Source organism: Rathayibacter tritici (assembly GCF_001641005.1).
In the GTDB taxonomy this organism is placed as follows: domain Bacteria; phylum Actinomycetota; class Actinomycetes; order Actinomycetales; family Microbacteriaceae; genus Rathayibacter; species Rathayibacter tritici.
On sequence record NZ_CP015515.1, the window covers coordinates 1213661 to 1235201 of the forward strand.

Here is a 21541-nt window from a genome sequence, read left to right on the forward strand (position 1 = left end):
CTACCGCCCGATTTTCGCGTGGCTGCGCGAGTACGTGAAGTAGATCCCGAAGCCGACGGCCAGCCAGATCAGGAAGCGCAGCCAGGTCTCGATCGAGAGGTTGAGCATCAGGTAGGTGCAGATCAGCGCCGACAAGAGCGGGAGCCACGGGTTCAGCGGCACCCGGAAGCCCCGCTTCAGGTCAGGACGCTTGCGGCGGAGGACGACGACACCGACCGAGACCAGCACGAACGCCGAGAGCGTGCCGATGTTGACCATCTCCTCGAGCACGCCGATCGGGGTGAGGCCGGCGAGCAGGGCGACCACGACGGTCACCACCACGGAGGTGAACCACGGCGTGCGCAGGCGCGGGTGGACCGCGGCGAGACGCCGGGGGAGCAGTCCGTCGCGGGCCATCGCGAAGATGATGCGGGTCGCACCGATCAGCAGCGTCAGCACCACAGTGGTCAGGCCGGCGACGGCACCGGCGGAGATGACCGTCGCCATCCAGGCCTGCCCGTGGTAGGCGAAGGCATTGGCGAGCGCAGCGGAGGGGTCCAGCTCGCGGTAGGGCACCATCCCGGTCACCACGAGGGCGACAGCGCAGTAGAGCACGGTGCAGATGATGAGCGACGCGATGATGCCGATGGGCAGGTCTCGCTGCGGGCGGCGGGTCTCCTCCGCTGTGGTCGCGACGACGTCGAAGCCGATGTAGGCGAAGAAGACGAGGGAGGCGCCCGCGATGATGCCGCCGACTCCGAAGGTCGCGGGCTCGATGCCCGAGAGGAACTGCAGCAGGGGCTGGGTGAGGCCGGAGGCGGACTGCGAGGGCTCGGCCGCGGGAACGAACGGCGAGTAATTGTCCATGGTGACGAACTGCAGACCCGCGACGATGACGAACAGAACGATGAAGAGTTTGATCGCCACGAGCACCAGGTTGACGCGCAGCGACTCCTTGATGCCGAGAGTCATCAGTGCGCCGAGCACCAGCACCAGGAGGATCGCGGGCACATCGACCACTCCGCCGTTGGCGAGCGCGGGTGGCAGGGAGACGCCCAGCTGCTCCAGGAGGGAGCTGAGGTAGGTGCTCCAGCCCTGCGCGACCACGCTCGCGCCGAGGAAGAGCTCGAGGATCAGGTCCCAGCCGATGATCCAGGCGAAGAGCTCGCCGAGCGAGGCGTAGGAGAACGTGTAGGCCGACCCCGAGACGGGCACCGTCGAGGCGAACTCGGCGTAGCACATGGCCGCGAGGGCGCAGGCGAAGGCGGCGACGACGAAGCTGAGGACGATCGCGGGGCCGGCGATGTCGTGCGCGGCGCGACCCGTGAGGGTGAAGATGCCGGCGCCGATGACGACTCCGACGCCGAAGACCGTGAGGTCGAGCGCGGACAGCGACTTCTTGAGCTTGTACTCGGGCTCGTCGGTGTCGGCGATCGACTGCTCGACGGACTTGGTGCGCAGGAGGCTCACGGTGGTTCTCTCTGTCGGCTTCGGAGTGGAGTGGAGGCGCGAGGGCCACTGGGGAGGATAGCGGGGCGGGCGCCTCTGCCGCGCCGGGCGGCGGGCGAGTACGCTTCCCGGCCATGAGCAGGATCTTCTCGGTGGCGTTCGCGGACGTGCACCCCCTCTACGTCGCGAAGGCGGAACGCAAGGGTCGTACCCGGGACGAGGTCGATGAGGCAGTGCGCTGGCTCACGGGCTTCACGGACGCGCAGCTGCGGCAGCACCTCGAGGCCAGGACGACGTTCGAGGAGTTCTTCGCGGCGGCGCGCCTGCATCCGCACGCGTCGGCGATCACGGGCGTGGTCTGCGGAGTGCGTGTTGAGACGATCGAGGACCCGTTGATGCAGCGGATCCGATACCTCGACAAGCTGATCGACGAGATCGCCCGGGGGCGGCCGATGGCGAAGGTGCTGCGAGCGGCTCCCGCGGTGGTGTGAGAGCGGCGGCGGGCGCAGGCCTTCCTCCACAGGCATCGCTTCGCCGCGACTCTCCACGGATCCGGCTGTGCTGCCCCTGCGCTCGCGGCGAGGCGAGCAGGGTGTCGGTCATGACATCACCTCAGCGCACCTCCACTCCTTCGTCCCGCCGCCGCGACCCCGAGATCGTTCGGGCGAGCGAGATCCAGGATCTCCTCGCCGCCGTCCCCTCCATCATCGGCATCCGTCCGGAGGAGTCGGTAGTCGTGGTGCCATTCCTCGGGACGCGCGCCGGCGGCGGCTTCCGCCTCCCCCTCCCGGAGCGATTGCGCCGCGCCGAGGTCGAGGCTCTGGCGCGCGGCTGCGCTCGACTGATGGAGACCATGCCGCGCGCGACCGCGGTGCTGGTGGTGGTCTACACCTCCGCGGGGTACGCCGAGAAGCGGGGCATCCCGCAGCTCGACCTCGGGCGGGCGGTGCTGCGGCGTCTCGGGCGCACCCGGCTCGGCATCGTCGCGGTGGCCTGCGTGGCGGGCGACGGCTGGGGGCGCTACACCGAGCCCGAGGAGTGCCGACAGCCGCGGCCGCTCCTCGAGATCGAGCGGAGCGAGACGGGGGTCTTCGCTCGGGCGGTCGTTGACGAGCCGCTCGATCTCGCTGCGCTCTCCGCGCTTCCCGCCGTCGCGGAGGCCGATCGCGCGCTCGTCGGGGAGGTGCTCGGGAGGCCGCCCCTGCTCGGCGACACGGTGGCGCTCGTCGAGCGCTGGCTCACCGGGCCGCCCGACGTGCGCCGCGAGGGGCTGGTCGTCCGGATGCTGCAATTTCCGCCGCTGCGGGACCAGGTCACGATGCAGATCGCTCGCACCGCCGAGGTGGGCGCGATGCAGGCGCACCGCCAGGAGCGGCTCGAAGCCCTCAGCGCGCAGACCGGGGAGAGCGTGTCCTCTCTCGCCGCACGGGAGTTCCTGGCCGGACCGGGCGACGACCACGACCAGGAGATGTCGGCGCTGCTCCTCGGGACCGGTCGGGCTCCGGAGCGCGGACGGCTGACTCAGGCGACCCGGCTTCTGGCTCGGGCGGCAGCACTCGCCCCCGAGGGAGCGCGGTCGCCGGTGCTCACGGTGCTCGCGTGGTGCTGGTGGGCGCGCGGAGTGTCGAGCCTCGCTGCGCTCCACCTCAACGAGGCCCTGCGGCTCGACCCCGACAATTCGATGGCCCAGCTCTATGCTGCTTTGTTCGCGACGCGCGCCCTACCGGAGTGGGTTCTGGACGGCGCCGCCGAGGCTCTCGACGCGGCGAGCACCTGCCGCGGCGAGCGCCTGAACTGATCCGCGCTGAGCTGACGGGCGCCGGGTAGGTGCGACAGCGCTCTTGCGCCGTACGGCGCCCACGTCTATCGTGCAACCATATGGTTGTACAAGCGGACCCCGAGGTCGATCTGCTCTTTCGGGCGCTGGCCGATGGCACCCGGCGCGACATCGTCGCCCGAGTGCTCGTCGGTGAGCAGTCCGTCTCGGCGCTGGCGGCCCGATACGACATGTCGTTCGCGGCGGTGCAAAAGCATGTGGCCGTCCTCGAGCGGGCGGCTCTCGTACGCAAGCGCCGCAGTGGTCGGGAGCAGTTGGTGCAGGGCGAGGTCGCCACGGTGCGGCGGGTGTCGCGCCTGCTCGACGCCTACGAGCAGCTGTGGCGGGGGAGGGTCGACCGCATGTCGGACCTCCTCACTGAGGAGTGACCACCCGGGAGCCGACCGGCTCGCGGGACGTGCTAGAAGGAGACGCACATGACCGTGCTGCAGTCCATCAAGGACATCGAGGAACTGACCCTGACCGTCACCGCCGAGTTCGACGCGGGTATCGAGCGCGTCTGGCTCCTCTGGACCGACCCGCGCCGGCTTGAGCGCTGGTGGGGGCCACCGACCTGGCCCGCGACGTTCGAGCGGCACGAGCCCGTCGAGGGCGGACGCAGCGCTTACGTCATGACGGGCCCGGACGGCGAGCAGGCGCGCGGCTGGTGGCGGGTGACCCGCGTTGAGGAGCCGAGCCGGTTCGACTTCGAGGACGGCTTTGCCGACGAGCGGGGCGATCCGGTCGACGCGATGGGCGTGACCCGTGCGACCGTCGTCCTCGACGAGGTCGCGCCGGGGCGGACGCGGATGATCCTCAGCAGCCGTTTCGAGTCGGTCGAGCAGCTCGAGCAGATGATCGAGATGGGCATGGAGGAGGGGCTGCGCCAGGCGATGAGCCAGATCGACGCGATCCTGCTCGAAGGCTGACGCGCTGCGCGCTACCGCTTAGTGTCGGTGCGGGGTAGCGGCCGAGGTTTCGGAGGGTGGAGGCGGACTGGATCCTCAGCCGTGCCTGTCGCTCGTCATCCAGGCCAGCGGGCAGCACCCGTTCGTACTCCGCCTCGTGCCCGGCACTGTCGTGGGCGCCGCCCAGCTCGAATGCGGCGACCCGGTCGCTCCCCGGGGAGCGCGCGGTGCGGCTAGGAGGAGCTCTCGCCGGATCCGTCCTCGGACTCAGAGGAGGCCGCCGCCGCGACCGGGGCGGCGCGACGACCGGCTTCGATCAGCGCGGTCGACGCAGCGGCACCGCCGACGAGCGCGAAGAGCGCCCACCCCGCACCCCACGTCTTCTTGCCGATCAGATTGTCGAAGGAGAGCGCGCCGGGTCCGTCCGCGACGATCGCGGCCGTCGCCGCCACCAGGACGCCGTTGTACTCCCAGCCGCCGCCCGTGTTCCAGAGTCCGTTGCTCCAGTGCACCTTCCGCACAGCGGTGACCATCGTCGCGATCAGGCCGGCAGCGGCGAGCGGAGTCGCGGCACCCAGCGCCAGCGCCGCGCCGCCAGCCGTCTCGGTCACCGCCGCGGCGACCGCGTTCCGCCGAGCCGGGTGCAGCTCCAGGCTCGACATCATCTGCTCGGTGCCGTCCAGGCCCGGGCCGTCGAACGAGCCTCGCAGCTTCTGCAAGCCGTGTCCGACGAAGAGCCCGCCGACGGCGAGACGGAGAATGAGCGAGCCGACCTTCATGGTGACCTCCGGGAGGGGTGGGGACGTGTAGTGCGAGGCTCGCGGGTCGACAGGTTCCGGTCAAGGGGTCGCGCTCAGAGCATCCTGTAGGCAGAGGCGTCCATCATCACGGTCCCATCGGTGCAGACCTCAAGCTCGGCGGGAGCGCGGACCGCGCCGTCCTCGGCGTCGAGGACCTCGGCGACCAGGGCGGCGGAGGTGCCGACGGTGCAGCCGTACGCGCCGGGCGAGTGCCAGGCGACCCGCACGTCCGCCCGGGCGCCCGACGCGACCTCGATCAGACCCGGCGGGTTCGGGCCGGAGGCGTCGGCGACCGCGCTGATCCGGGCGCCACTCGCGTCGATCGCGTACACGCCCGGGATACCGGCCAGGGTGCAGGCGCTCGAGGAGACATTGGTGAGCACCAGGTCGAAGGCGCTGCTGCCGGCGCCGGACGCGCCGGGATCCGGGCGGTACTCCATCGTCAGGTCGGAGCCGGTACAGCGAGACGTCGAGGGCTCGCGAGCCGGAGTCACCGCTGCCTGAGGAGTCGCGGTCACCGTCTCGGTCACGGTCGGCATCGGGACCGGCGGTGCGGTCGCAGTCGCGCTGACGGTCGGCGTGGGCAGCGGCGTCCGCACCGTGGACGGCCCGTTGCCGCCCGCGCAGCCGCCGAGCAGGAGGACGAGTGCTGCTGCCGTCAGCGCCCGGGCGGCGAGGCGCGGCGAGAACGTGCTCATCCCGGCAGTCTGGCACCGTCCGGAGCGATTGGACACGGGTCCTTGGTCTCGCTTCGAGAACATGGCGGTGGGCGGGGCGACCCGGAGAGGAGGCCCGCCCGCCGCGCCCGGCTAGAGGCGGACGATCATTTTGCCGGTGTTGCCGCCGTGCATCATCGAGAGGAACGCGTCCACCGCGTGGTCGATGCCCTCGACGACGGTCTCGTCGTAGGCGATTCTGCCCTCGGCGAGCCAGCCGGACATCAGCCGATCGAACGCCGGCGCGTGGTCGAGGTAGCCCGAGAGGGTGAAGCCGCGCAGCGTGAGCCCGCGGGTGATGATGTTCGCCATGTTGTCGGGTCCGGCGGTCTTTCCGGTGCTGTTGTAGCCGGCGATCGCTCCGCAGAGCGCCGCCCGCCCGCCGTCGCGGAAGGCATCGAGCGCCGCCTCGAGGTGGTCGCCACCAACATTGTCGAAGTAGACGTCGATGCCGTCGGGCGCCGCCTCGGCCAACTGCTCGCGCACGGGACCGGAGTGATAGTCGAAGGCGGCGTCGTAGCCGTACTTCGTCGTCAGCAGCGCGACCTTCTCCGCCGAGCCCGCGGATCCGATGACCCTCGTCGCGCCGAGTAGCCGCGCGATCTGGCCGGCGGCCGAGCCCACGGCCCCCGCGGCTCCCGACACGAAGACGGTATCGCCCTCCTTCATGCCGGCGATCGCAGTGAGCCCGACGTAGGCGGTGAGCCCGGTCATGCCGAGGACGCCGAGGCGCAGCGAGAGCGGGACCCCCGGGATCTCGGGGACGACGCGGAACTGCGACGACTCCGCCTGGGCGATGTCGCGCCAGCCGAGCTGATGGAGGACCGCACTACCGACCGGGAAGGCCGGATCGTCGGAGACGGTGACCCGGCCGATGGCGCCGCCGGTCATGGTCTCGCCGAGGGCGAAGGGCGGGGTGTAGCTCTTCACGTCGTTCATCCGGCCGCGCATGTAGGGGTCGACGGAGAGGAAAGCGTTCTCGACGCGGACCTCGCCCGCGGCCGGGTCGCCGTACTCGACGCTCGCGGTGCGGAAGTCCTCGGCGACGGGCCACCCGTCGGGACGGCGGACGAGCTGGATCTGGGTGCTGGTGACGGAGGTCATGGCGCCTTTCGTGGTGGTGGAGCGGAGCAGGTCAGAGGGCGAGGCCGACGGCGAGCGCGATCACCGCGAGCAGACCCGGAGTCATCTGGGTCAGTGCGGCACGGCGGTTGGTCGGGGCGGAGAGGAGGAGGACGAGCGCCGCGGCAACCATCGACCCGGTGCCCGCGAACACGAGCGCGGCGCCGACGGCGACAGCTCCGGTCGCGACGGCGACGATGCCGACCACGGTGACGATCGCGAGGAAGAGGTTGTAGAAGCCCTGGTTGTAGGCCATCTCCTTCGTCGCTTCCGCCTCGCTCGCGGTCGTGCCGAATGTCGAGCGCGCGCGCGGGGTCCTCCAGAGGACCGACTCGAGCACGAAGATGTAGACGTGCAGCACCGCGGCGAGAGCGGCGAGCACCAGTCCGAGAACGATCACGGGAGCCTCCAGCAGATGTCAGCGGCACGAAGGGTTCCGGGCCGTTTGTGTATCGACCGGTCCACAATATACTGAGCGCGTGGCCCGCGCCAGTGCGGTCCCGCATCCGTCACCGGTCAGGAGGAGGCGCCGTGGGTCGCACGCAGGGCTTCGACACCGTGCAGGTCGTCCGCGCCGCCCGCGCCGTGTTCTGGGAGAACGGCTTCGAACAGGCGTCGCTCCCGGACCTGGAGTTCGCGACCGGACTGCGCCGCTCCAGCCTCTACCACGCCTTCGGCAGCAAGCGCGGACTCTTCGACGCAGCGGTGCAGAGCTACCTCGACGAGATCGTCCGGCCGCGGCTGGCGCCCCTCGTCGATCCCGCCGGAGTGTCACCGACGGCGCTCGCGGACTACTTCGCTGGGCTTCGGGTGGCGCTCGCCGATTCCCGGACACTCTCGGCCCGCAGCGGCTGCCTCCTGCTCAACGCCGCGGCTGCGCCGATCGCCCGCGACGACGCCGTGCGCGAGGTGATCGCGGACTACCGCGCTGAGCTGGTCGGTGCGCTGCGGGCGGGAGCGCTGGCCCGCTGGCCCGACAGCCCCGAGTGGGCCGCCGGGCAGGCCGAGGTCCTGGTCTCGCTGCTGGTGGCGGCGCTGGTTCTGGCCCGCGTCGATCCGGTGCCGTCCCTCGAGACCGTCGACGCCGCGCTCGCTCTGGTGCGGTCGTCTACCCCGGGTTCCGTCGTCTCCTGAGCCGCGGCCTCAGTCGGTGCCGGCGTCGAACGCCGCACCCTCCGAGGCCAGATCGGTCGCTCGCCCGAGTGCGTCGGCGGCCGCCGAGCCACCGCCCGCGGTGATCGCGTCGGCCTCGCCGATCTCGAGCTCGCCGACAAGTTCGGCGGTCGCGCCGCCGACCAGGCCGGCCGCCGCGTACTGCTCGAGCCGCGAGCGGGAGTCGGCGATGTCGAGGTTGCGCATCGTGAGCTGGCCGATGCGGTCCTCCGGGCCGAAGGCGGCGTCGCCCACGCGCTCCATCGAGAGCTTGTCGGGGTGGTAGCTCAGCGCCGCTCCGGTGGTGTCGAGAATCGTGTAGTCGTCGCCGCGGCGCAGTCGCAGAGTGACCTCGCCGGACACGGCCGAGCCGACCCAGCGCTGAATCGACTCGCGCAGCATCAGCGACTGCGGGTCGAGCCAGCGCCCCTCATACATCAGGCGGCCCAGGCGACGGCCCTCGGAGTGGTACTGGGCCACCGTGTCCTCGTTGTGGATCGCGTTGAGCAGGCGCTCGTAGGCGATGTGGAGCAGGGCCATGCCCGGGGCCTCGTAGATGCCGCGGCTCTTCGCCTCGATGATGCGGTTCTCGATCTGGTCCGAGACGCCCAGGCCGTGGCGCCCGCCGATCGCGTTCGCCTCCAGTACCAGCGCGACCGCATCCGAGAACTCGACGCCGTTCAGTGCCACCGGGCGGCCGGCCTCGAAGCGCACCGAGACGACCTCGGAGGCGATCTCGACCTCGTCGCGCCAGGACGCGACTCCCATGATCGGCTCGACCAGCTCAAGGCCGCTGGAGAGCTCCTCGAGGCGCTTGGCCTCGTGGGTGGCGCCCCAGATGTTCGCATCGGTCGAGTAGGCCTTCTCGGTAGCGTCGCGGTAGGGGAAGCCGCGCGCGACGAGCCACTCCGACATCTCGGTGCGGCCGCCGAGCTCGTTGACGAACTGCACGTCCAGCCACGGCTTGTAGATGCGCAGGCGCGGATTGGCGAGCAGGCCGTAGCGGTAGAACCGCTCGATGTCGTTCCCCTTGTAGGTCGAGCCGTCGCCCCAGATGTCGACGCCGTCCTCGCGCATCGCGCGGACGAGGAGGGTGCCGGTCACGGCTCGGCCCAGGGGAGTGGTGTTGAAGTAGGTCTTCCCGCCCGAGCGGATGTGGAAGGCGCCGCACTGCAGCGCGACGAGTCCCTCCTCCACCAGGGCGCTCTTCGCGTCGACGAGGCGCGAGATCTCGGCGCCGTACTGCGCCGCGCGCGAGGGGACGCTCTCGATATCGGGCTCGTCGTACTGGCCGATGTCGGCCGTGTAAGTGCAGGGCACCGCGCCCTTTTCGCGCATCCAGGCGACGGCGACGGATGTGTCGAGGCCTCCCGAGAATGCGATTCCGACACGCTCGCCCACGGGCAGACTGCTCAACACTTTCGACATGGCTCCGATTTTAGGAGGTTCCGAGTAGCTCTCGGTGCCGCAGGCGCCGGTGAGTAGTTCCGCCCACCGGGGATGGACGGCCGGCTCAGGGCGTGCGATCCTCCGACGGATGCTCGCCCGCCGGCGGAGCCGCTCACTCCCCACCTCGAAAGGGTCACCTGTGCCGCTGCCACCCTCCCGCCGCCTTGCGGCGATCACTCTTACCTGCCTTCTCGCGTCCGGGGGAGCGACGGTCGTCGCGCCTCTCGCGACAGCGCTGCCCGCCGCCACGGCGTCCTCGGCCTCCTCGGCGTCCTCGGCCTCCTCGGCCTTCGAGCCGGGCTCGTCCTCCCGACCCGCTGCTGCGTCGGACGGCTCGACTCTGAGTGGTGCGCAGACCTACTACAACGCCCTGGTCCCCGGCGAGTACCTGCTCCCCGGCGAGAGCCTCGCCTCCTCGAACGGCGCCTTCACCTTCGAGATGCAGTACGACGGCAACGCGGTGATCTACGACGCGGCGCGCCGTCCCGTCTGGAGCACGCTCACCCAGGGGATCGGATCGATTCTCCGCGTGCAGGACGACGGCAACGTCGTCCTCTCCGCCGACTCGGGCGCGCCGGTCTGGAGCACGGGGACCGACGGCAACCCCGGAGCCACCCTCCTGCTCGACGGCGACGGCCGGCTCGTGGTCCACCGGACCGACTCGAGCATCGCGTGGAGCTCGCGCGATACCCGTCCGGCAGTGCAGGACACGCTGGTCAGCGGGCAGGCGCTGCGGTCGGAGCAGCAGCTCACCTCGAGCGACGGACGCTCGCGCGCCTCGATGCAGCGGGACGGGAACTTCGTCGTCTACACCGACGGCTCCCCGCGCTGGAGCTCGGGCACTTCCGGCAGCGGCAACCGGCTCGAGATGCAGACCGACGGCAACGCGGTTATCTACTCGCCCAGCGGAGGAGCCCGCTGGCAGTCCGGCACGTCGGGTGAATCCGGCGCGCGCATGGTGATGCAGAACGACGGCAACCTCGTGATCTACGCCGCCTCGGGCCGCCCGGTCTGGTCGAGCGTCACGCCGCCGGCACCGGTCATCCGCGACGTCCTCGCCGGCGGAGCCGAACTCCAGCGCGGACAGCAGCTCACCTCCAACGACGGCGGATCGCGCGCCGCGATGCAGACCGACGGCAATGTCGTCGTCTACTCCGGCGGGTCCGTGCGCTGGACCGCGGGCACCCAGGGCCAGGGTGTGCGCCTGGTGATGCAGACCGACGGCAACGCCGTGGTCTACTCCGCGTCTGGTCGCGCCGTGTGGCAGTCGGGTACCTCGGGCAACGGCGGAGCGCGGATGGTCATGCAGAACGACGGCAACCTGGTGATCTACTCGGCGTCGGGTCGAGCGCTGTGGTCCAGCTACTCGCCGCCGGCTCCGCCCGCCCCCACCTTCAGTGACACCCTCTACGGCGGCAACCGCCTGACCGCCGACCAGCGGCTGCGCTCCTCCGATGGTCGGAGCGAAGCGGCCATGCAGGGCGACGGCAACTTCGTCGTCTACTCCAACGGCGGTGTCCGGTGGACCGCGGGCACCTCTGGCGGTGGCAACCGCCTCGAGATGCAGGCCGACGGCAACGCCGTGATCTACTCGCCCTCCGGTCGTGCGCTCTGGCAGTCGGGCACGGGGAACAACCCGGGCTCGCGCATGGTGATGCAGAACGACGGCAACCTGGTGATCTACTCGTCCCAGGGCCGCGCGCTCTGGCAGAGCAACCAGCCTGCGCCGGCGCCTGCGCCTGGCCCCGGTCGGCCGGGCAACCCTGGGGACGCAGTCAACTGCAGCGACTTCTCGTCGCAGCCCGCTGCGCAGGAGTGGTTCGACCGCTACTACCCGTACTACGGCGACATCGCGGATCTTGACCGCGACGGTGACCGGATGGCCTGCGAGGCGAACTGAACGCCGCCGATGGGCCCGTCTTCCGATCTGGGGGACGGGCCCATCGCTGTCCCGGATGGCTCGGGCGCACCGAACCGGCACTCGGCCGAGCATCCTGAAGCAGTACTCCGCTGACGACGCGGATCGGAAGGACGACATGACTCCGACAACACCCGCCCGCGAGAGCATCCTGACCACCCCCGACCAGCTCGCCGCGCTCCTGCTCTCGCCGGAGCCGCCGCTCGTGCTCGACGTACGCTGGCAGCTCGACCGGCCGGACGGCCGCCCCGAGTACCTCGCGGGCCATCTGCCCGGTGCGGTGTACGTCGACCTCGACCACGAGCTGGCCGCCCACGGCGAGCCGGAGGAGGGGCGCCATCCGCTGCCCCCGATTGAGGCATTGCAGGAGGCGGCTCGCGGATGGGGAATGCGCCGAGGCCGAGCCGTCGTCGTGTACGACGACGCCCAGAACGTTGCGGCAGCACGAGCGTGGTGGCTGCTGCGGGCGACGGGGGTCGAGGACGTCCGCCTGCTCGACGGCTCACTCCCGGGCTGGATCCGTTCGGGGCGCAGGCTCGAGGCGGGCGATGTCCCCCGCGAGCGCGGCGATGTCGAGCTGGCCTACGGGCGTCTCCCGGTGCTGGACATCGACGAGGCGGCGGCGCTGCCCGTGTTGGGCGTCCTGCTCGACGCCCGCGCTCCCGAGCGCTATTGCGGCGAGGTAGAGCCGTACGATCCCCAGGCGGGCCACATACCCGGTGCACGAAACGCCCCGGCCTCCGCGGTGCTGGACTCTGAGGGGCGGTTCCGACCCGCCGACGAGCTGCGCGCGGGATTTGAAACGCTCGGTGTCGGGGAGGACGCCCCGGTCGGGGTGTACTGCGGAAGCGGCGTCTCGGCCGCGCTCGACGCGGTCGCGCTCACCCTCGCCGGCTTCGCTCCGGCCCTCTACCCGGGCTCCTGGTCGCAGTGGTCGAACACACCGGGCCGGCGGGTGGCGACCGGACCGCGGGCCTGACCCGCGGAAGCCTCCGCTCGGGAGTCCCCGGCGCGGCCGGACCTCAGCTCAGGCGGGAGTGCTCGCCGAGGTGATGCCAGGTGCGGTTGTGGTAGACGAGCGGAGCCGTCGACTCGGAGTCCTCGGGTACGTGCGCCTCGAGCGCGTGCACGGCGACGATCGTCGACGAACCCGCCTCCATGCGGTTGATCACCGTGCCGCGGATCCAGGCGGCCGCGCCCGGGAAGAAGGGTTCGCCCGTGGGCAGCCGCGACCAGAGCGACGTGTCGGCGAAGCGGTCGATGCCGCTGGTCGAGCCCAGGCGGGCCAGATCGAGCTGTTCCGCACCGAGCAGGTGCACGACCAGCGTCTCGGATGCCTGGATCGCGGGCGAGCTGGACGAGGCGGACGAGAGCGAGAACACGAAGAGCGGCGGCTCAGCGCTGACCGAGAAGACGGAGGTCGCGGTCAGAGCGACGGGGCCGGTTCCCGGGTCGGCGGTGATCAACGCGACGCCGGCGGCGTGGTTGCGGAACGCCAGCTTGAACTCCTCCGGCGAGAGCCCGGCGAAGGCGTGGTGCTCCGGTACGCCGGCCGGGGTGGCGGCCAGATTCTCACGGCTCATCGGAGACTCCTGATCGATCGAGGGTGCGGCACGGGACGCACCCCGCCGTCGCGCCGCAGCACGGCCCCTCCAGCCTGACGCACCGGCTGAGGAATGGGCGCCCCATTGCGGAGTATGACGCGGCGACCGCCGACCACGCCGCCCTCCTCCCTCCGCCGGGGGGGACCGCGCGTTTTGCAGGGGACCGTGCGATTCGCAGGGGACCGTGCGATTCGCAGGACATGCTGCCCGGAAATCGATTTCCGCCGCGACGTCGGCCGGATGACGTTCGAATCCCCTGCACACGGCACGCTGTCCTGCACACGGCACGCTGTCCTGCACATGGCACGCTGTCCGGCGGATGGCACGCCGTCCTGCACATCGCACGCCCTCCTGCGAATCGCGCACCCCGCGCTCGCCCTCAGCGCAACCCGTCGCCCCCGCTCCTGCTCGCGCGCAGACTCGAGAACATGGCCCACCGTCAGCGCACCTCCAGCCAGCACCCCGAGAGCAAGACGTGCGTCTCCTGCGGCCGCGAGATCGAGTGGCGCGCGAAGTGGGCGCGCGACTGGGAGGCGGTGCGCTACTGCTCCGACGCCTGCCGCCGCCGCGGAGTCGGCCCGGAGGAGGCGCGACTCGAGGACGAGATCCGTACCGTCCTGCTCGCGCGGGCTCCGTCCTCGACGGCGTGTCCGTCGGAAGTGGCGCGGCGGGTCGTCGGAGAGCAGTGGCGACCGCTGATGGAGCCGGTCCGCCGGGCCGCGCGCCGCCTCGTCGACCGGGGCGAGATCGAGATCGTGCAGGGCGGCCAGCTGGTCGACCCGTCGCGCGCCAAGGGCCCCATCCGACTGCGGAGGCGCCCGGGCGGCCCCCTGTCGCCCGACGGTGCCGCGGGCTAGCCTCAGCAGATGCCCAGCAGCGACGCCGTCGTCCTCACCGTGCCCGGACCCGACGGCGATCGGGAGGTGCGGATCTCGAGCCCCGGGCGCGTGCTCTTCCCCGAGCCGGGCATCACGAAGCGAGAGGTCGCGGAGTATCTGATCGCGGTCGGCCCTGCGTTCGTCGCGGCCAACGGGGGCCGCCCCGTCTCGCTGCAGCGCTTCTCCTCCGGGATCGAGGGCGAGCAGTTCTTCTCCAAGAACCCGCCCAAGGGCGCACCGGAGTACGTGCGGTCCGTCCCGGTGACCTATCCGAGCGGACGGGTGCACCCGCAGCTCGTGATCGACGAGCCCGCCGCCGCCGTCTGGGCCGCCCAGATGAACACGGTCGTCTTCCACCCCTGGGCCTCCCGGGCCGACGCCCCCGACCTGCCCGACGAGCTGCGGATCGACCTCGACCCGCAGCCCGGCACCGATGTCGCCGACGCGGTCGTCGCGGCGCACGCGTTGCGCGAGGTCCTGCGCGAGGCCGGCCTCGAAGCGTTCGTGAAGACGTCCGGCAACCGCGGGCTGCACGTCTTCGCGCCGATCGTCGCCGAGCACGAGTTCCTCGACGTGCGGCACGCAGTCATCGCCGCTGCGCGCGAGCTCGAGCGGCGGATGCCCGAGCAGGTCACGACGGCGTGGTGGAAGGAGGAGCGCGGCGAGCGCATCTTCGTCGACTTCAACCAGGCCAACCGCGACCGCACGATCGCCGGCGCCTACAGCCCCCGCCCGCTCCCGCACGCGCCGGTCTCGACTCCGCTGGACTGGGACGAGCTGGACGGTGTCGATCCGCGCGCCTTCACGATCCGCACGGTCCCGGCGAGAGTAGCCGAGCGCGGCGATCCGTGGGAGCGGATGCACGAGGCTCCCGGTCGCCTCGACGCCCTGCTCGGCTGGTGGGAGCGCGACCTCGCTCAGGGTCTGGGCGAGCTGCCGTTCCCGCCGGATTTCCCCAAGATGCCGGGGGAGCCGCCGCGCGTGCAGCCCAGCCGCGCGAAGAAGTCCCCGCCGAGCACGTCGCCGAGGTCGTAGGCGGTCGGCTGCTCCAGCTGCTCCATCGTGCAGGACGCCGCCTCGCGGTCCGGGCGCCAGCGCTCGAACTGCACGGTGTGCCGGAAGCGGTCGCCCTCGCGCTGGTCGTAGCGCACCTCGAGCACCAGCTCGGGCCGCAGGCGCACGAAGGAGGTGTCGCGGCCGCTGGAGAACCGGCTCCGCTCGCCGTCGCCGCGCACCGGCTCGCCCTCCGCGTCGCGCACGACCGCAGGCGCGAGTTCGTCGAGCAGGTGCACTCGCCGCTCGTCACTGAACGCCGAGGCGCCACCGACCTGGCGCACCTCGCCGTCGTCGCCGTGCAGCCCGAGCAGGATCGACCCCACTCCCGGTTTCGAGGCGTGCTCGCGGTAGCCGATCGCGATCACGTCGGCCGTGCGGTGGTGCTTGACCTTGAGCATCGTGCGCTTGCCCGGGGAGTACGGCGCGGCGAGGGGTTTAGCCACCACGCCGTCTAGTCCCGCGCCCTCGAAGCGCTCCAGCCAGTCCCGCGCCAGGTCCTCGTCGGCCGTGGTGCGGCCCAGGTGCAGCGGATGCGGCGCCCCGGCCAGCAGCTCGGCGAGCGCCTCCCGCCGCACCGAGTACGGCTCCTCGAGCAGGCTGCGCCCGTTGGCCGCGAGCAGGTCGAAGGCGACGAGCATCGCCGGAGTCGTCTCCGCCAGCATCGTCACGCGGCTGGCAGCGGGGTGGATGCGCTGGGAGAGCAGGTCCCAGTCGAGCCGCTGCGCTCCCGGCTCGCCGGTCGCCAGCACGATCTCGCCGTCGAGCACGCAGCCGTCGGGGAGGACCCGGAGGAACGCCTCGACCAGCTCGGGGAAGTACCGCGTCAGCGGCTTCGAGCCGCGGCTTCCGATCTCGCACTCGCCTCCCGAGACCGACACGATCGCGCGGAAGCCGTCCCATTTGGGCTCGTAGGAGTAACCGCCCTCGACCGCGTTGCGCGCCGGTACCCGCGGCACCGCCTTGGCGAGCATCGGAGCGAGTGGGAGCGCGAAGGGCAGGTCCATCTGCCGATCATCCCGGCCCGGCCCGCCCTGCGCACCCCCTTCCGGGAGGCTGTGCACTGCCTCATTCGCAGCCGCCGCGGTGGTTCGAGGCGTAGCGTCTCCTCCATGAGCATTGACTGGAAGCGCTGGACACCTGTCGTCGTGGTCCCCGCAGTCGTCGTCGCCGCGGCCGTCGCCCTCCCCCTCTCCGCGAGTGCCGCAGGAGATCTCCCCGAGAAGTCGGCCGCCGACCTCCTCGCCTTCGTCGCCGAGAGCGACGCCACCGCCTTCTCGGGCGAGATTCAGCAGAGTTCCGACCTCGGACTGCCCGACCTTTCTGCCCTCGGCGGCTCGACCGGTGCGACGTCGGGCTCCGCCGACCCGATCGACGCCCTCGTCGAGATGGCGACCGGATCACACCAGGCTCGGGTCTATGTCGACTCCGAGCAGGGCGCACGCCTGCAAGTGCTGGATCGACTGGCCGAGCGCGACGTGATCGCCTCGAAGACGGACGGCGTCTGGGTCTACGACTCGGGTGCGAACACCGCGACGCACCACTCTCCGCCCAGCGGAGCGGTCCACGAGGGCACTCCGAGCGACCAGGTTCTCACGCCGTCCTCGGCCGCCGAGCACCTGCTCGCCGCGATCGACCCGACGACCTCCGTGGCCGTCGGATCGGATGTCCGGGTCGCCGGGCGCGACGCGTACGAACTCGTTCTCACCCCGCGTGACAGCGGCACTCTGGTCGGCTCCGTGAGCGTCTCGGTCGACGGCCAGACCGGTCTCCCGCTCGGCGTGACCGTGACGGCCCGCGGCGGCACCGCTCCCGCCTTCAGCCTCGCCTACACGAGCATCGACTTCTCGAGGCCTGACGCCTCCCTCTTCACGTTCACGCCCCCGGCGGGCGCTCAGGTGTCGGAGAACGCCGCGCCGGTCGACGACGCGACCGATGTCCCCGCTGCCGAGACCCCGTCGACCGATGCCCCCGACTCCGTGACTCCCGGTGACGCCGATGTCACGACCACTGGCTCCGGCTGGGGCACTGTTGTCGAGCTGCCCGCGGGCAACCCCGCGGGTCTCGGCTCGCTCGAGGCGATCACGACGCGGGTCGATGGTGGCCGCGTCCTCTCCTCCGCCCTGCTGACCGTGCTCCTCACCGAGGACGGTCGCGTCCTCGCGGGCGCCGTGACGGTCGAGACGTTGCGCGACGCGGCTGCCGCTCGGTGACGACGGGCGAGCTCGCGGTCCAGACGCGGGGCCTCACCAAGCGATTCGGGCGTCAGGAGGCGGTCTCGAGTCTCGATCTCGCCGTTCCGCGTGGCGCCGTGTTCGGCTTCCTCGGCCCCAACGGCTCGGGTAAGACGACGACCATCCGGATGCTGCTCGCCCTGGCCGCGCCGACGGAGGGCAGCATCACGGTCCTCGGTTCGGCGATGCCTCGGCGGGCCGGCGACGTACTCCCCCGTGTGGGTGCGCTGGTCGAGGGCCCGGGCTTCTACCCGTTTCTCTCCGGAGCTGCGAACCTCCGCCGCTTCGACGCCGCGGAGGAGGGCACCTCGCCCCGCACCCGCGACAGCCGCGTCACGGAGGCCCTGGCCCGGGTGGGCCTCTCCGCCGCCGCACGCAAGAAGGTCGGCTCCTACTCACTCGGGATGAAGCAGCGGCTCGGCATCGCCGTCGCCCTGCTCTCGCCCCGCGACCTGATCGTGCTCGACGAGCCGACGAACGGTCTCGACCCGCAGGGGACTCGTGAGGTCCGCGCCCTGGTGCGCGGCCTCAACCAGGACGGCACCACGGTCCTCGTCTCGAGTCACCTGCTCGCCGAGATCGAGCAGCTCTGCACCCATGCCGCCGTCATGCGCACCGGACGCCTGGTGGCGCAGGGCGGCCTCGATGAGCTGCGGGGCGACGCCGCCGCCGTCGAACTTGCGACCCCCGATCCCGAACGCGCCCTCGTCACCCTCCGCGCCCGCGGGCTGGAGCCGCGCACCGCGCCGGGTCCGCACCCGGCTGATCCGCCGCTCGTGGTCGCCGCCCTACCGTCGGGGCTCGCGGGCGAGACGCTTGTCGCCGACCTGGTGCGGGCCGATGTCCGAGTCCGCGGCTTCGCCGTCCGCCGGCCCTCGCTCGAGGAGCGCTTCGTCGAGCTGACCGGGGAGGGCTTCGATGTCGAGCGCTGAGACCACTGTCCGCCGCGGCGGGATCGGCTCGCTGCTCGCCTCCGAGCTGGCCCTGCTCTTTCGACGTCGCCGCACCTGGGCGTTGCTCGCAGCCTTAGCCGCCCTCCCGATCCTGCTCGCCGTTGCGGTGCGGCTCTCGGGAGGTGACGCCGGTGGCCCGTCCTTCGTCGGCGCGATCGGTGGTAACGGCCTGTTCACCGGATTCGCGGCGATCACGGTCGCCGTGCCGCTCTTCCTTCCGCTGACCGTCGGGGTCGTCGCGGGCGATGCGATCGCGGGGGAGGCGTCGCTGGGCACCCTGCGCTACCTCCTGGTCAGCCCCGTCGGCCGCGTGCGGCTGCTCGCGGTCAAGTTCATCGCGTGCGTCGCGTTCTGCCTCGCGGCTGCGCTGACGGTGATGGTGGTGGGCGTCCTGATCGGCTTGGCGCTCTTCCCGGTCGGACCAGTGACGATGCTCTCGGGCACGACCGTCCCGCTCGCCGATGCGATCGGGCGCGCCCTGGCGATCGCGGTGTACGCGGCGCTCTCGCTGGTCGGGCTCGCGGCGGTCGGCCTCTTCATCTCCACGCTGACCGATGTGCCGGTCGGCGCGATGGCGGCCACCGTCGTGATCTCGATCGCGGCGCAGATCGTCGGCTCGCTCTCGCAGCTCCAGGTCCTGCACCCGTTCTTGCTGACGGACCACTGGTTCGACTTCGCCGACCTACTGCGCGACCCGATCGCGTGGGGTTCCTTCGGCGAGAACGCGCTGCTCCAATTGGCCTACGTGGCCGTCTTCGGCTCGCTCGCCATCGGGCGCTTCACCACCCGCGACGTTCTGTCCTGACCCTTGTCGTGCTGGTCAGCCCTGCGGAGTGATCTCGAAGCTGACGGAGCCGCCCTCATCCACGTGCGCGTCGAGCACCTTGTCGCCGAGCACGACGGAGGCGGCCCCGTCGAGGAAGAGACGGGCTCCGTCCTGCTCGACAACGGTGTCCGTTGGCTCGGGGGCCGCGGCGACAGCGACCGCGAAAGTGCTCGCGTCGAGGTCGGTGCCGGTGATCCGCAGGCCGCCCTCGATGGGGGTCTGCGTCTGTCCGGTGATGGTCGTGACGACGGTGCTGGCGGTGTCCGTGAGCGTGAGCATGGGGTCGTTCCTTCCGTTCGTGGTCGATGAGGGGGCAACGGTGCCGAGATCCGGCGGCAGACTCACGGCGCCGCGGCAGACGTGGAGGGGATGCACACCCGGGCGGCACGCGCAGGCCCGCGGTACTCCCTGCCACACTGGCCGGATGCACCCCGCCGACTCCTGCCCCTGCGGAAGCCGCCGCCACTACACCGACTGCTGCCGCCCTGCCCACCTCGGCGAAGAACCCTCGCCGACGGCGGAGCGCCTGATGCGCAGTCGCTACAGCGCGAACGTCCTCGGCAGCGCCCCGTACCTGCTCGCCAGCTGGCACCCCTCGACCAGGCCGCGTCGCATCGACCTTGATCCGGAGGTCCGGTGGCGGCGCCTCCAGATCGTCGACACCTCATTCGGCGCCGAGGGCGACGAGGAGGGCCTCGTCGAGTTCCGCGCCTCCTACCGCTCGCCCGCCGGTCCCGGCCTTGTGCACGAGCGGAGCCGCTTCCTGCGCGCGGACGGCCGCTGGCTCTACGTCGACGGCGAGATGCTCGACGACGAGGCCTGACCCGCCCGAGCCGTCCTACTCTGGAGGCATGGCCAAGGACTTCCGCCGGGCGGACGACGCGTCGCGCTACGAGCTGCACCTCGACGGGGCCCTGGTAGGCGTCCTCGACTACCGCGAGACGCCCGGCAGCGTCTCGCTCATCCGCTCCTTCACGACCCCGCCCTTCCGCGGCCGCGGGCTCGCGGGGGAGCTGGTCGCCTTCGCCGTCGACGACATCGAGGCCGCCGGCGGCCGGAGCGTGGTGCCGATGTGCTGGTACGTCGGTCAGTGGTTCGAGCAGCACCCCGAGAAGGCGCACCTGCTCGCCCCCGCCTGATCCGCCCCCGCCTGATCCGCCCCGCTCACGCGCGAACCGCGGGCTCCACTCCGGCGAGGTCCGGACCGAGGCCGATGTCGATAAGGCGCAGGCGGCCCGCGTAGGAGTCGGCCGGAGGCAGCAGCAGACCAGCCTTGATCGCGCCGAAGGTCACCGTGATGTCGGCGCGCAGCACCGTGGAATCGGGGACCGACCCGTCGTCGGGGTGGATGCCGCTCGGCAGGTCGACCGCGACGACCACCGGGCGCTCGGAGCGCCGCTCCAGTGCCGCCAGCACCGCCTCGACCACGGTGCGCGGACGTCCCCGCAGTGCCGGCTCGGTGGCTCCGATGCCGAGGATCCCGTCGACCAGAACGTCCGCGCGAGCCACCGCCGCAGCGAGGCCCGGCGCGTCGTCGGCGGAGACCTGCCCGCAGCCCTCGTCGAGCGCGACGGCGAGGCCGCGGCGGTGCGCCCGCTCCGCCGTGAGCACGAGGGCCACGTCGGTCCCTGAGGAGGAGAGTTCGGCAGCCGCGTAGAGCGCATCGCCGCCGTTGTCGCCCGGCCCGACCAGCACGAGCACGAAGCCCGGTCGGGAGCGGTCGGAGCGGCCGGCGAGCACGAGCCGCAGCTCGCGGGCGAGACCGCCGGCGGCCCGCTGCATCAGCGGCTCCCGACGGGCCAGGTGCGGCGCCTCGGCTGCTCGCACCTGTGCGGACGTGTATCCCTCGACCATGCGTCTTACTGTGCGCGCCGCACCGCTCAGCTGCAACCCCATCAGCTCTCCTGCACTGCGCGGTCCGACTCCTCGACGATGGCCCGCATCGCGGCTTCCGCCCCGTCCGCATCCCCAGAGGCGACCGCTGCCGCCACCGCGCGGTGCAGCCGCACCGCCGTCGAGTCGGCCTCCCGCGGCATCAGCGCGTTGCGGGTGCGGCCCGCCAGCACCTCGGCGACCAGATCGCCCAGCTGCGCGAGCATGCGGTTGCCGGAGGCGGCCAGCAGGGAGCGGTGGAAGGCGGTGTCGGCGGCGAGGTAGGCGGATTGATCGGCGGCGCGGGAGTGCATCGAGAGCGCGTCGCCCGCCTCCGTGAGCGCTCGCCGCTGCTCCTTCGACGCGTTCGCCGCGGCGAGCCGGGCGGCCAGCGGCTCCACCCCGAGCCGGAGCTCGCTGAGCTGGTGCAGCTGGCGCCGCCGGTCGGGCCCGTCCAGGCCCCAGGCGATAACCCGCGTGTCCAGGGCGTTCCAGCACTCCGGAGGCTGCACGCGTGTCCCGGCGCGACGGCGGGAGGTCACCAGGCCCAGGGTCTCGAGCACGCGCACGGCCTCGCGCATCACCGAACGCGAGACTCCCCGCCGCTCCGCCCGCTCGTCGGCGCTGAAGGTGGTGCCCGGAGCGAGTTCGCCGCGCACGATCTGCGAGCCGAGTTCGTTCAGCACCGCATGGTGCAGCGAGGGCGTCGGCGCGGGCATGCGGTCATCCTGCCATCGTGGAGGTCGCGTCCTGGCCCGTCTTCGGGCATGATCGTGACCGACGCAGGTTATGTCGGACAAAAGCCGACCGCT

Annotated in this window: 26 protein-coding genes; 14 read left to right on the forward strand and 12 right to left on the reverse strand. The window is 71.7% G+C overall.

The features are described from left to right. Complete coding sequence (locus A6122_RS05470; protein WP_068252494.1) at positions 1–1449, reverse strand: amino acid permease; 1449 nt, start codon at positions 1447–1449, stop codon at positions 1–3. Positions 1450–1562: 113 nt separating this feature from the next. On the opposite strand from A6122_RS05470, the gene A6122_RS05475 reads away from it, so the two are divergent. The 4 genes from A6122_RS05475 (at position 1563) to A6122_RS05490 (ending at position 4173) form a co-directional block, all read left to right on the forward strand. Next, entirely contained in the window at positions 1563–1919 is a 357-nt protein-coding gene (locus tag A6122_RS05475; protein WP_068252498.1) for a DUF2200 domain-containing protein, read from the forward strand. Between the two features lie 110 nt (positions 1920–2029). Continuing rightward, complete coding sequence (locus A6122_RS05480) at positions 2030–3226, forward strand: DUF4192 family protein (RefSeq protein ID WP_146085093.1); 1197 nt, start codon at positions 2030–2032, stop codon at positions 3224–3226. A gap of 80 nt (positions 3227–3306) precedes the next feature. Beyond that, a complete protein-coding gene (locus tag A6122_RS05485) occupies positions 3307–3633 on the forward strand; it encodes an ArsR/SmtB family transcription factor (RefSeq protein WP_068252504.1) in 327 nt (108 codons plus the stop codon). A gap of 48 nt (positions 3634–3681) precedes the next feature. Beyond that, a complete protein-coding gene (locus A6122_RS05490) occupies positions 3682–4173 on the forward strand; it encodes an SRPBCC family protein (protein WP_068252507.1) in 492 nt (163 codons plus the stop codon). Here A6122_RS05490 and A6122_RS15690 read toward each other — a convergent pair. From A6122_RS15690 to A6122_RS05510, 5 genes are all read right to left on the reverse strand, one after another. Continuing rightward, a complete protein-coding gene (locus A6122_RS15690; protein WP_084415838.1) occupies positions 4061–4423 on the reverse strand; it encodes a tetratricopeptide repeat protein in 363 nt (120 codons plus the stop codon). The two genes, A6122_RS05490 and A6122_RS15690, sit on opposite strands and share 113 nt — an antisense overlap. Continuing rightward, positions 4386–4931 carry a DoxX family protein gene (locus A6122_RS05495; RefSeq protein WP_068252510.1) on the reverse strand — a complete coding sequence of 182 codons (546 nt, stop codon included), beginning with the start codon at positions 4929–4931 and terminating at the stop codon, positions 4386–4388. The genes A6122_RS15690 and A6122_RS05495 overlap by 38 nt, the downstream gene beginning before the upstream one ends. 74 nt (positions 4932–5005) lie before the next feature. Next, positions 5006–5650, reverse strand: coding sequence for a DUF4232 domain-containing protein (locus tag A6122_RS05500; protein ID WP_068252513.1), 645 nt, complete (start codon positions 5648–5650; stop codon positions 5006–5008). Positions 5651–5761: 111 nt separating this feature from the next. Next, positions 5762–6772, reverse strand: coding sequence for an NADP-dependent oxidoreductase (locus tag A6122_RS05505; RefSeq protein ID WP_068252515.1), 1011 nt, complete (start codon positions 6770–6772; stop codon positions 5762–5764). Positions 6773–6803: 31 nt separating this feature from the next. Beyond that, complete coding sequence (locus A6122_RS05510; RefSeq protein ID WP_068252518.1) at positions 6804–7190, reverse strand: DUF1304 domain-containing protein; 387 nt, start codon at positions 7188–7190, stop codon at positions 6804–6806. 131 nt (positions 7191–7321) lie between these two features. Between A6122_RS05510 and A6122_RS05515 the strand changes: the two genes are divergently transcribed. Continuing rightward, positions 7322–7924, forward strand: a complete 603-nt coding sequence (locus A6122_RS05515) for a TetR/AcrR family transcriptional regulator (RefSeq protein ID WP_068252520.1) — start codon at positions 7322–7324, stop codon at positions 7922–7924. Between the two features lie 9 nt (positions 7925–7933). On the opposite strand, the gene argG is transcribed toward A6122_RS05515, so the two are convergent. Then, on the reverse strand, positions 7934–9370 hold the full coding sequence (gene argG / locus A6122_RS05520) for an argininosuccinate synthase (RefSeq protein ID WP_068252522.1): 1437 nt from the start codon (positions 9368–9370) through the stop codon (positions 7934–7936). 160 nt (positions 9371–9530) lie between these two features. Between argG and A6122_RS05525 the strand changes: the two genes are divergently transcribed. Both A6122_RS05525 and A6122_RS05530 read left to right on the forward strand, forming a co-directional pair. Then, positions 9531–11291, forward strand: a complete 1761-nt coding sequence (locus A6122_RS05525; RefSeq protein WP_068252525.1) for an excalibur calcium-binding domain-containing protein — start codon at positions 9531–9533, stop codon at positions 11289–11291. A gap of 136 nt (positions 11292–11427) precedes the next feature. Further along, positions 11428–12288 carry a sulfurtransferase gene (locus A6122_RS05530; protein WP_068257112.1) on the forward strand — a complete coding sequence of 287 codons (861 nt, stop codon included), beginning with the start codon at positions 11428–11430 and terminating at the stop codon, positions 12286–12288. A gap of 43 nt (positions 12289–12331) precedes the next feature. Here A6122_RS05530 and A6122_RS05535 read toward each other — a convergent pair whose 3' ends face one another. Beyond that, positions 12332–12892 (reverse strand): flavin reductase family protein, encoded by a 561-nt coding sequence (locus A6122_RS05535; RefSeq protein WP_068252528.1) that lies wholly within the window; start codon positions 12890–12892, stop codon positions 12332–12334. 449 nt (positions 12893–13341) lie between these two features. Between A6122_RS05535 and A6122_RS05540 the strand changes: the two genes are divergently transcribed. Continuing rightward, positions 13342–13770: a DUF2256 and DUF3253 domain-containing protein gene (locus tag A6122_RS05540; protein ID WP_068252535.1), complete on the forward strand. Its 429-nt coding sequence runs from the start codon at positions 13342–13344 to the stop codon at positions 13768–13770. Positions 13771–13779: 9 nt separating this feature from the next. Continuing rightward, complete coding sequence (gene ligD, locus A6122_RS05545) at positions 13780–14826, forward strand: non-homologous end-joining DNA ligase (RefSeq protein WP_181026364.1); 1047 nt, start codon at positions 13780–13782, stop codon at positions 14824–14826. Here the strand turns inward: ligD and A6122_RS15700 are convergent. Next, positions 14709–15851, reverse strand: a complete 1143-nt coding sequence (locus A6122_RS15700; RefSeq protein WP_084415841.1) for an ATP-dependent DNA ligase — start codon at positions 15849–15851, stop codon at positions 14709–14711. The genes ligD and A6122_RS15700 overlap by 118 nt on opposite strands. A 105-nt stretch (positions 15852–15956) precedes the next feature. On the opposite strand from A6122_RS15700, the gene A6122_RS05560 reads away from it, so the two are divergent. Genes A6122_RS05560 through A6122_RS05570 form a run of 3 tightly spaced genes read left to right on the forward strand, consistent with a single transcriptional unit; the run spans position 15957 to position 18836 of the window. After that, a complete protein-coding gene (locus A6122_RS05560) occupies positions 15957–17057 on the forward strand; it encodes a LolA family protein (protein ID WP_068252543.1) in 1101 nt (366 codons plus the stop codon). Then, positions 17054–18010, forward strand: a complete 957-nt coding sequence (locus A6122_RS05565; protein ID WP_068252546.1) for an ABC transporter ATP-binding protein — start codon at positions 17054–17056, stop codon at positions 18008–18010. Before A6122_RS05560 ends, A6122_RS05565 begins: the two co-directional genes overlap by 4 nt. Continuing rightward, positions 17997–18836, forward strand: coding sequence for an ABC transporter permease (locus A6122_RS05570; protein ID WP_068252549.1), 840 nt, complete (start codon positions 17997–17999; stop codon positions 18834–18836). Before A6122_RS05565 ends, A6122_RS05570 begins: the two co-directional genes overlap by 14 nt. Positions 18837–18851: 15 nt before the next feature. Here the strand turns inward: A6122_RS05570 and A6122_RS05575 are convergent, their stop codons facing one another. Continuing rightward, a complete protein-coding gene (locus A6122_RS05575; protein WP_068252552.1) occupies positions 18852–19136 on the reverse strand; it encodes a hypothetical protein in 285 nt (94 codons plus the stop codon). 145 nt (positions 19137–19281) lie between these two features. Here A6122_RS05575 and A6122_RS05580 point away from each other — a divergent pair, with 145 nt between their 5' ends. Together A6122_RS05580 and A6122_RS05585 are read left to right on the forward strand one after the other, a co-directional pair. Continuing rightward, a complete protein-coding gene (locus A6122_RS05580) occupies positions 19282–19680 on the forward strand; it encodes a YchJ family protein (protein WP_068252555.1) in 399 nt (132 codons plus the stop codon). After that, positions 19598–19996, forward strand: coding sequence for a GNAT family N-acetyltransferase (locus tag A6122_RS05585; RefSeq protein WP_335720334.1), 399 nt, complete (start codon positions 19598–19600; stop codon positions 19994–19996). Before A6122_RS05580 ends, A6122_RS05585 begins: the two co-directional genes overlap by 83 nt. A 25-nt stretch (positions 19997–20021) precedes the next feature. Here A6122_RS05585 and A6122_RS05590 read toward each other — a convergent pair whose 3' ends face one another. Further along, a complete protein-coding gene (locus A6122_RS05590) occupies positions 20022–20753 on the reverse strand; it encodes an NAD(P)H-hydrate epimerase (RefSeq protein WP_237358241.1) in 732 nt (243 codons plus the stop codon). Then, positions 20753–21448 (reverse strand): FadR/GntR family transcriptional regulator, encoded by a 696-nt coding sequence (locus A6122_RS05595; protein ID WP_068252562.1) that lies wholly within the window; start codon positions 21446–21448, stop codon positions 20753–20755. The genes A6122_RS05590 and A6122_RS05595 overlap by 1 nt, the downstream gene beginning before the upstream one ends. Positions 21449–21541 lie beyond the last annotated feature (93 nt).

What these genes read in the sequence shown, in the direction of transcription:
- A6122_RS05475 (WP_068252498.1), top strand. Translation starts at nt 1,563, where the DNA reads ATGAGCAGGATCTTCTCGGTGGCGTTCGCGGACGTGCACCCCCTCTAC.
- A6122_RS05480 (WP_146085093.1), top strand. Translation starts at nt 2,030, where the DNA reads ATGACATCACCTCAGCGCACCTCCACTCCTTCGTCCCGCCGCCGCGAC.
- A6122_RS05485 (WP_068252504.1), top strand. Translation starts at nt 3,307, where the DNA reads ATGGTTGTACAAGCGGACCCCGAGGTCGATCTGCTCTTTCGGGCGCTG.
- A6122_RS05490 (WP_068252507.1), top strand. Translation starts at nt 3,682, where the DNA reads ATGACCGTGCTGCAGTCCATCAAGGACATCGAGGAACTGACCCTGACC.
- A6122_RS05495 (WP_068252510.1), bottom strand. Translation starts at nt 4,931, where the DNA reads ATGAAGGTCGGCTCGCTCATTCTCCGTCTCGCCGTCGGCGGGCTCTTC.
- A6122_RS05500 (WP_068252513.1), bottom strand. Translation starts at nt 5,650, where the DNA reads ATGAGCACGTTCTCGCCGCGCCTCGCCGCCCGGGCGCTGACGGCAGCA.
- A6122_RS05505 (WP_068252515.1), bottom strand. Translation starts at nt 6,772, where the DNA reads ATGACCTCCGTCACCAGCACCCAGATCCAGCTCGTCCGCCGTCCCGAC.
- argG (WP_068252522.1), bottom strand. Translation starts at nt 9,370, where the DNA reads ATGTCGAAAGTGTTGAGCAGTCTGCCCGTGGGCGAGCGTGTCGGAATC.
- A6122_RS05530 (WP_068257112.1), top strand. Translation starts at nt 11,428, where the DNA reads ATGACTCCGACAACACCCGCCCGCGAGAGCATCCTGACCACCCCCGAC.
- A6122_RS05535 (WP_068252528.1), bottom strand. Translation starts at nt 12,892, where the DNA reads ATGAGCCGTGAGAATCTGGCCGCCACCCCGGCCGGCGTACCGGAGCAC.
- A6122_RS05540 (WP_068252535.1), top strand. Translation starts at nt 13,342, where the DNA reads ATGGCCCACCGTCAGCGCACCTCCAGCCAGCACCCCGAGAGCAAGACG.
- ligD (WP_181026364.1), top strand. Translation starts at nt 13,780, where the DNA reads ATGCCCAGCAGCGACGCCGTCGTCCTCACCGTGCCCGGACCCGACGGC.
- A6122_RS15700 (WP_084415841.1), bottom strand. Translation starts at nt 15,851, where the DNA reads ATGGACCTGCCCTTCGCGCTCCCACTCGCTCCGATGCTCGCCAAGGCG.
- A6122_RS05560 (WP_068252543.1), top strand. Translation starts at nt 15,957, where the DNA reads ATGAGCATTGACTGGAAGCGCTGGACACCTGTCGTCGTGGTCCCCGCA.
- A6122_RS05570 (WP_068252549.1), top strand. Translation starts at nt 17,997, where the DNA reads ATGTCGAGCGCTGAGACCACTGTCCGCCGCGGCGGGATCGGCTCGCTG.
- A6122_RS05575 (WP_068252552.1), bottom strand. Translation starts at nt 19,136, where the DNA reads ATGCTCACGCTCACGGACACCGCCAGCACCGTCGTCACGACCATCACC.
- A6122_RS05580 (WP_068252555.1), top strand. Translation starts at nt 19,282, where the DNA reads ATGCACCCCGCCGACTCCTGCCCCTGCGGAAGCCGCCGCCACTACACC.
- A6122_RS05590 (WP_237358241.1), bottom strand. Translation starts at nt 20,753, where the DNA reads ATGGGGTTGCAGCTGAGCGGTGCGGCGCGCACAGTAAGACGCATGGTC.
- A6122_RS05595 (WP_068252562.1), bottom strand. Translation starts at nt 21,448, where the DNA reads ATGCCCGCGCCGACGCCCTCGCTGCACCATGCGGTGCTGAACGAACTC.